Source organism: Isoptericola sp. NPDC060257, from assembly GCF_042726645.1.
Lineage (GTDB): Bacteria > Actinomycetota > Actinomycetes > Actinomycetales > Cellulomonadaceae > Isoptericola > Isoptericola nanjingensis.
The window spans coordinates 1-7,031 of sequence record NZ_JBHXAW010000237.1; the positions used below are offsets into that span (position 1 = coordinate 1).

Here is a 7,031-nt window from a genome sequence, read left to right on the forward strand (position 1 = left end):
CGACGATGCGGTCACCCTCCTCGGGCGGGAAGTACCCGTAGGTCCGGTACACCTCGACCCGCTGCTCGATGCCGGCCAGGTCCAGCTCGGGGTGGAACTGCGTGGCGTAGAGGTTCCGGCGCACGCGGAACATCTGCACGGGCGCGTCGGCGGACCGGGCGAGCAGCGTGGCCGACGGCGGCAGCTCGCGCACCGCCTCCTTGTGGCCCAGGTACGCGGTGAACCGGGCGGGCATCCCCGCGAGCAGCGGGTCCGCCAGCCCCTCCGGGGTCAGCTCGATCTCGGCGGGGCCCACCGGCTCGGCGTACGTGCGGTCGACGACGCCGCCCTGGTGGGTGCCGAGCGTCCCGACGCCGTAGCAGGCGCCGAGGAACGGGAAGTCGCGCTCCACGAGCACGTCGAGCAGGCCCGCCATCTCCCGCTCCACGCGGTGCTGGACGGCGGACTTCTCGTCCTCGGGGTCGGAGGAGTTGAACGGCCCGCCCCCGACGATCACCCCGGACAGCTCCTCCGGGTCGACGCGCGGCAGCGGCTCCCGCTCGAGCCGCACGCGGCGCAGGGACGCGGGCCTCAGCCCGGAGTAGCGCAGGACGGCGTCGTACTCGCCGTCGGCCGCGGCGTCCTCCGCGCGGGTACCGAGGAAGAGGAACGGCCTCACGGCTGCAGGCTAGACGCCCCCTCGGCCGCACGCCGGTCGTCCACGGCCACGGGCCGCCGCGCCCAGAACGACGCCAGGATCGACCCCGACACGTTGTGCCAGACCGAGAACAGCGCAGCGGGCAGGGCCGCCGCCGGCGTGAAGTACGTGGTGGCGAGGCTGGCCGCGAGCCCGGAGTTCTGCATCCCCACCTCGACGCTCACCGCGCGGCGGGCCGCCTCGTCCAGCCGGGCCAGGGTCGCCGCCCCGTACCCGAGCAGCAGGCCGAGGCCGTTGTGCAGGATGACGGCGAGCGCCACGAGGATGCCGGTGCTGAGCACGGCGTCGGCGTTGGCGGCCACGATCCCGGCGACCACGATCACGATGCCGAGCACGGAGACCAGCGGCAGGTAGGGCAGCAGGTACCGCTCCACGATCCCGCCCGCGAACGCCCGCACCAGCAGCCCCGCGAGGACCGGGAAGAGCACGATCTGCACGATGGACGTGACGAGCGCGCCGTAGGTGACGTCGAGCTGCGAGCCCGCGAGCCACAGCACCAGGGCCGGGGTGAGCAGCGGTGCCAGCAGCGTGGACACCGACGTCAGCGTGACCGACAGGGCCGTGTCGCCCTTGGCCAGGTAGACGATGACGTTGGACGCCGTGCCGCCGGGGGCGGCGCCGACGAGGATCATGCCGATCATCGCGTCGCCCTCGAGCCCGAACAGGTGCCCGATCCCCCAGGCGAGCAGCGGCATGATCGTGAACTGCGCGACCACGCCCAGCAGCACCGCCCAGGGCCGCCGCACGACGAGCCCGAAGTCGGAGCCCCGCAGCGTGAGCCCCATCCCGAACATGATGATCCCGAGGAACAGCGGCGTCTGCTCCGCGATAGGGGCGAGGGCGGTCGGGGCCAGCAATCCCGCCACCCCGCCCAGCACCACGAGCACCGCGAACCACTTCCCGGCGAGCTCAGCCACTCTGCGCATGGGGTGGGACCTTACTCCCGTGCGCGGTCGAGCCTGCCGGGACCCGCGGGGGCCGGCAGGCTCGACCGGTCGTCACGTCCAGCGGAAGAGCCGGGCCGCGAGGGGCAGCAGCACGGCCGTCCACACGACCATGACGACCACCTGGAGCATGGGGAAGCCCTCCCCGAACCAGCCCGTGTCCATCGCCTGCGCCGCCGCGCCCATCGGGCTGTACTGGCCGATCTGCCGGATGACGTCCGGCATGATCGGGCCCGGTGTCCACAGGCCCGCGAGGAACAGCAGCGGGAAGTAGACGAGCGACCCGACCGCGTTGGCCGTCGAGGGCTTGTTGACCACGGCGGACAGCAGCATGCCGAGGGAGAACATCGACAGCATCCCCAGCACGAACGAGAGGGCGACGACCCCGAGCTGGGTGGGGCGCACGATGCCGAACGCGAGCTGCGCCACCAGGAGGGCGAGGGCCGACCCGACGAGCGTGGTGACGACGTTGATGACCAGGTGCACCACGATGAGGCTCTGCGGGCGCATGGGCGTCGTGGACAGCCGCCGCAGCACCCCCTTGTCGCGGAAGGTGGCGAACGTGACCGGCAGCGACATGACCGCGAGCGTGCCGACGGACATGGCGAGCACGGTGGGCAGGAAGGTCGCGATCGCCGGCACCCCGTACCAGAGCGAGTCCGGCGGGGCGTCCGTGATCGGGTCCCTCATCCCGGGGATGGCGAACCCCACGCCGAGCAGGATGACCGACGGGAAGAGGATCCCGAAGAACACCGACCCGAAGTCGCGCAGCCACACGGTGGTCTCGATGCGCAGCAGGGGCCCGAACCCGCTCCAGCGGTTGCGGGTCGTCCGCGCGGGGGCGGTGGCGACGGCGGTGGTCATGACCGGGCTCCTTCGGTGACGAGGACGGACTGCGACTCGGGGTCGTACGTGCGGCCGGTGACGGCGAGGAAGACGTCCTCCAGGGACCGGGAGACGGTGCGGACGTCGTCGGGCACGAGGTCGGCGGCGGCGAGCGCCGGGACCAGGGAGAACAGCACGCGCCGGGTGCCCGTGACGGCGAGCTCGACGTCGGACCCGTCGACCGCGGCCACGCCCTCGACCTCGGCGTCCCGGTCGGCCAGGACGGCGAGCTCGCGGCGGCCGCGCTCGACGTCCTGCGGAGCGAACCGCACGACGACGGTGCGCCCGCCCTCGAGCCCGTCGATCAGCGCGGCGGGGGTCCCCTCGGCGACGACCTTCCCGGCGTCGATGACGACCAGGCGGTCGCAGAGGCGCTCGGCCTCCTCCATGAAGTGGGTGACCAGCAGGATCGTCACGCCCGTGGCGCGCACCCGCTCCACGAGGTCCCAGGTGGCGCGCCGCGCCTGCGGGTCGAGGCCCGTGGTGAGCTCGTCGAGGACGGCGATCTCCGGGTTCCCGATCAGCGCCAGGGCGATGGACAGTCGCTGCTTCTGACCTCCGGAGAGCTTGGCGAACTGCCTGTCGGCGTGCTCGGTGAGATCGAGCAGGTCGAGGAGCTCGGCCGGGTCGGCCGGGTCGCTGTAGAAGCCGGCGAACAGCCGCAGCGCCTCCCCCACGGTGATCTTGTCGTGCAGCGTGGCCTCCTGGAGCTGCACGCCCAGGATGTCCTTGACGGCCGCCGGGTCGCGCTGCGTGTCGATGCCGCGCACCCGCACGGTGCCGCCGTCGGCCTGTCGCAGGCCGGCGAGCGTCTCGACAGTGGTCGTCTTGCCGGCCCCGTTGGGGCCGAGGATGCCGAAGATCTCACCGGGTTGGACGGCGAACGACACGTCGTCCACGGCCACCTTCGGTCCGTACGTCTTGCGGAGGTTGCGGACCTCCACGATGGGCTCTGCCATCTCGGGTCTCCTTCGCTTCTTCTCGGGTGGTGCGTCAGGGTCGGAACGGGACGGGGTGGAGCATGCGGGTCGCGACGACGGCGGCCAGCGCGGCCGCGACGAGCGCCCCGCCGACGGTGCCGACCACGCCGAGCGCGACGTCGTCGTACCCGCCGCGCAGCCAGAGGGCGAACAGCCCGGTGCGGGTGGCGAGGTCCGCCAGCGCGGCCGGCACCAGGAGCGGGAGGACGAGCAGGTTGCCGCGCAGGCCGCCGAAGCGCCGGTAGCCGGCCACCAGGGCGATGCCGACCATCAGGTAGGTGACGACGACGAGCGTCTCCCCCACGACCTGGACGACCACCCCGGTGGGGGTGTCGACGCCCAGCGGGGCAGCGGGGCCCTGCCAGTACCGGTCGAGCCGCTCGTACACCGCACGCTCGGCGAACGTGAGGAGCACGCCGAGGACGGCGAGGACCGGCCCGGCGAGGACCGCGGCGCGCAGCCCGCCGTCGACGAAGGACCGGCGTGTGCCGCCGGCCGCGACGTGCACGGTGAGCGAGCCCGCGGTGAGCACGACGCCGACCGCGAAGGCGACCCAGCGCACGGGGCCGCCCGCGGCGTCGTAGGTGAGGCCGTCCGCCTCGCCGCCCCAGCGCTCGACGATCCAGGGGAGGCTGAGCACCAGCAACGCCCAGCCCGCCCAGAACCAGAGACCGGCGACGAGGACGGCGTGCAGGAAGCGGCGCCGGGCGGCGCGGGTCGCGGAGCGGTGGTGCGCGCGGCCGGGAGTCGCGAGGTCGGTGGTGGTCATGGCGGTCACCTCGTCGGCCTCAGTCGCAGGGTGCGCAGCTGCCACCACGCCCAGCCGGCGGCCAGCGCGAGCACGACGAGCGCCTGCAGCAGCCCGAGCGCGGCGGGTGCGCCGTCCCCGCCCAGGCCGAGCGCGCCGAACGCGTCCGCGAACGCCCCGTTGCGGGTGGCGTGGTCGACGAGGACCAGCAGCACCAGGCCCGGCAGCAGGAGCGCCGTCCCCCACCACATCCCGTACGTCCGGTAGGAGGCTTGCGCGGCCATGCCGACCAGGGCGTACACGACGACGGTGATCGCCTCGCCCGCGGAGGTGACGACGAGCCAGGCGGCGCCGGCGTCCAGCCCGCCGCCGAGCTGCTCCCACTCCCAGCCGAGCGCGCCGAAGAGGGCACGCTCCACGAGCAGGAGGAGCGCGTACGCCACGCCGTAGGCGACGCCCGCGGCGAGCGCGGCGACGAGCGCGCCGGTGAACAGGGATCGGCGGGTCCCGCCCGCGGCGAGGTGCGGCACGACGAGCGCGGCGACCGCGACCAGGCCCAGGGACAGCGCGAACCACGGCGCGGCGTACTCGGCACCGGTCATCGCGCCCCCGCCCATGACGCCGCCCGCCTGGCGGACGACCAGCGGCACGCCCACGGTGACGACGAGGAAGATCGCCCAGAAGACGCCGCCGATGACGAGCATCGCCTGGCCGACGTACCGCATCACGCGCCGGACCGCTCGCGCGTGCGCCCGGGCCGTGAACGCGTCGCGCTCGGCCGGGGTGACCATGACGGCGCTCATCGCCGCACCTCCGTCGCGCCGGTGGGCTCCGGCTGGGTGAGCCGCACGAACAGGTCCTGCAACGGCAGCGACCCGAGCTCGACGCCGGCCGCGCGGGCCGCGGCGGCCGTGCCGTCGTCGGGCGCCCCCTCGATCGTGACCTGCACGGTCGCGCCCAGGCGCTGCCGGTGCAGCTCGCGCCGCCCGCGGGCGAGCTCCTCGACCGCGGCGACGGGACCCGTGAGGCTGAACCCGCGGGACTGCATCTCCTCCGCGGTCTCCGCGAGGAGGACCTTGCCGCGGTGCAGCACGACGACGTCCTCGAAGAGCCGCTCGACCTCCTCCACCAGGTGGCTGGACAGCAGGATGGTGCGCGGGTGCTCGGCGTAGTCGGCGAGGATCTCGTCGTAGAACGCGTACCGCGTGGGCGCGTCCATGCCGAGGTAGACCTCGTCGAGGATGGTGAGCGGGGCGCGCGCCGCGAGGCCGATGGTCGCCCCGACGGCCGACCGCTTGCCGCGCGACAGGGCGGTCGGCTTCTTGCGGGGGTTCACCTCGAACGTGTCGAGCAGCCGCGCGGCCAGGTCGGCGTCCCAGTACGGGCGCAGGTCCGCGTAGTACTTGAGGGTCTCGGAGACCCGCTCGTCGTCCATGAGGTCACCGCTCTCGCGCACGAGCTGCACGTTGGCGGTGACCCACGGGTTCTCCCACGGGTCCTCGAGCAGCTCGCCGGCGCCGACGCGGACCGTGCCCTCGGTGGGCCGGTTGAACGCGGCGAGCAGGGTCAGCAGCGTGGACTTGCCGGCGCCGTTGCGGCCGAGCACGCCCGTGATGACGCCGGGCCGCAGGTCGAGCGTCACGCCGTCGAGGGCGGTGCCGGCCTCGTCCTTGACGGCCGCGCCGTCCATGGTCAGGCGGCGCTGGGCTCCGAACCGGACGACGACGTCGTCGAGACGGGCGCCGAAGGGTGCGGGGGTCATGGCTCCTCCGTGGTGGTCGTGGGGCCGCCGGGCTCCCGGCGGACGGTGCCGAGCACGTACGCGACGAGCTCGTCGGTCGTGATGCCGAGCAGGTCGGCCTGGGCGAGCGCCGGGGCCAGCACGTCGTCGAAGTACGCGGTGCGGTGCCGTTCCAGCAGCCGCTCGCGCGCCCCGGGGGCGACGAACATGCCCAGGCCGCGGCGCTTGTACAGGACGCCCTCGTCCACCAGGCCGGCGAAGGCCTTGGCGGCGGTGGCGGGGTTGATGCGGAACGTCGTGGCGAACTGAGTGGTCGACATGACCTGCTCCTCCTCCGCGAGCTCACCGGCGAGCACCTGCGCGCGGATCATCGTGGCGATCTGCACGTAGATGGGTTCAGGACCGTCGAACACGCGGGCCTCCTCACGGCAGGTTCAGTAGTTCTATGGTTCATTACTCGACTAATGAACCATAGACCCGCGTCGGCACGCAACCCTTTCCGGCGAGGTGGTCCCGGATCCCGCGAGGTAGCACCCCCTCACGGTGGGGCGCGCCGTCCGACCGTGGGCGCGACCACCGCGATCGCGGTCGCCGCGAGCACGTGCCAGGCGGGGTGCGAGAGCTGCCCGGCGAGGGTGCCGACGCCGAGCGCGGCCAGCGCCAGGAGCAGCCTTGCCCTCAGGCGCTGCCGGGCCCGGGCGCGCAGCAGCACCGCCACGACGGCGGCGGCCGCGGTCGCGCCCTGCGCGACGACCGAGGCCCCGGGCCAGAGGGCCGCCAGCACGACGTCGGCCAGCGTCGGGACGAGCCACCACCAGGCCCGCAGGCGCCGCCCGGTGAGGTCGGCGACGGCGTCCGCGGCGACGAGCGCGTACGCGCCCAGCAGGGGCGGGTCGTGCACGACGGGGTTCCACGGCGGCGCGGGTCCGTGCTGCACCACCGAGCCGACGCCGACCAGCACGGCGAGGACGCCGAGCGCGGCGCGCGGCCCCGTTCCGGCACCGGGCCGCCGCGCCGTCGTGAGGATCCAGGCACC

The 7,031-nt window shown here is 73.9% G+C and carries 9 protein-coding genes; all 9 read right to left on the bottom strand.

The genetic code is table 11. The features are described 5' to 3' along the window. Positions 1–658: glutamine amidotransferase (locus ACFWEK_RS16725; protein ID WP_430554764.1), on the bottom strand; the 658-nt coding region annotated here is incomplete at its 3' end. Further along, positions 655–1,623, bottom strand: a complete 969-nt coding sequence (locus tag ACFWEK_RS16730) for a bile acid:sodium symporter family protein (protein WP_430554765.1) — start codon at positions 1,621–1,623, stop codon at positions 655–657. The genes ACFWEK_RS16730 and ACFWEK_RS16725, both read right to left, overlap by 4 nt. A 72-nt stretch (positions 1,624–1,695) precedes the next feature. Continuing rightward, positions 1,696–2,505 (bottom strand): ABC transporter permease, encoded by an 810-nt coding sequence (locus ACFWEK_RS16735; protein ID WP_430554766.1) that lies wholly within the window; start codon positions 2,503–2,505, stop codon positions 1,696–1,698. Beyond that, positions 2,502–3,485 carry an ABC transporter ATP-binding protein gene (locus ACFWEK_RS16740; RefSeq protein ID WP_430546087.1) on the bottom strand — a complete coding sequence of 328 codons (984 nt, stop codon included), beginning with the start codon at positions 3,483–3,485 and terminating at the stop codon, positions 2,502–2,504. Before ACFWEK_RS16740 ends, ACFWEK_RS16735 begins: the two co-directional genes overlap by 4 nt. A gap of 34 nt (positions 3,486–3,519) precedes the next feature. Beyond that, complete coding sequence (locus ACFWEK_RS16745) at positions 3,520–4,275, bottom strand: hypothetical protein (RefSeq protein WP_430554767.1); 756 nt, start codon at positions 4,273–4,275, stop codon at positions 3,520–3,522. A gap of 5 nt (positions 4,276–4,280) precedes the next feature. Continuing rightward, the gene (locus ACFWEK_RS16750; RefSeq protein ID WP_430546085.1) at positions 4,281–5,057 is read right to left on the bottom strand and encodes a hypothetical protein; all 777 of its coding nucleotides are present in this window, start codon (positions 5,055–5,057) and stop codon (positions 4,281–4,283) included. Continuing rightward, entirely contained in the window at positions 5,054–6,016 is a 963-nt protein-coding gene (locus tag ACFWEK_RS16755; RefSeq protein WP_430554768.1) for an ATP-binding cassette domain-containing protein, read from the bottom strand. The genes ACFWEK_RS16750 and ACFWEK_RS16755 overlap by 4 nt, the downstream gene beginning before the upstream one ends. After that, entirely contained in the window at positions 6,013–6,408 is a 396-nt protein-coding gene (locus ACFWEK_RS16760; RefSeq protein ID WP_430546083.1) for a GntR family transcriptional regulator, read from the bottom strand. The genes ACFWEK_RS16755 and ACFWEK_RS16760 overlap by 4 nt, the downstream gene beginning before the upstream one ends. A gap of 125 nt (positions 6,409–6,533) precedes the next feature. Continuing rightward, the coding region (locus ACFWEK_RS16765) for a hypothetical protein (RefSeq protein ID WP_430554769.1) at positions 6,534–7,031 on the bottom strand (498 nt) is incomplete at its 5' end.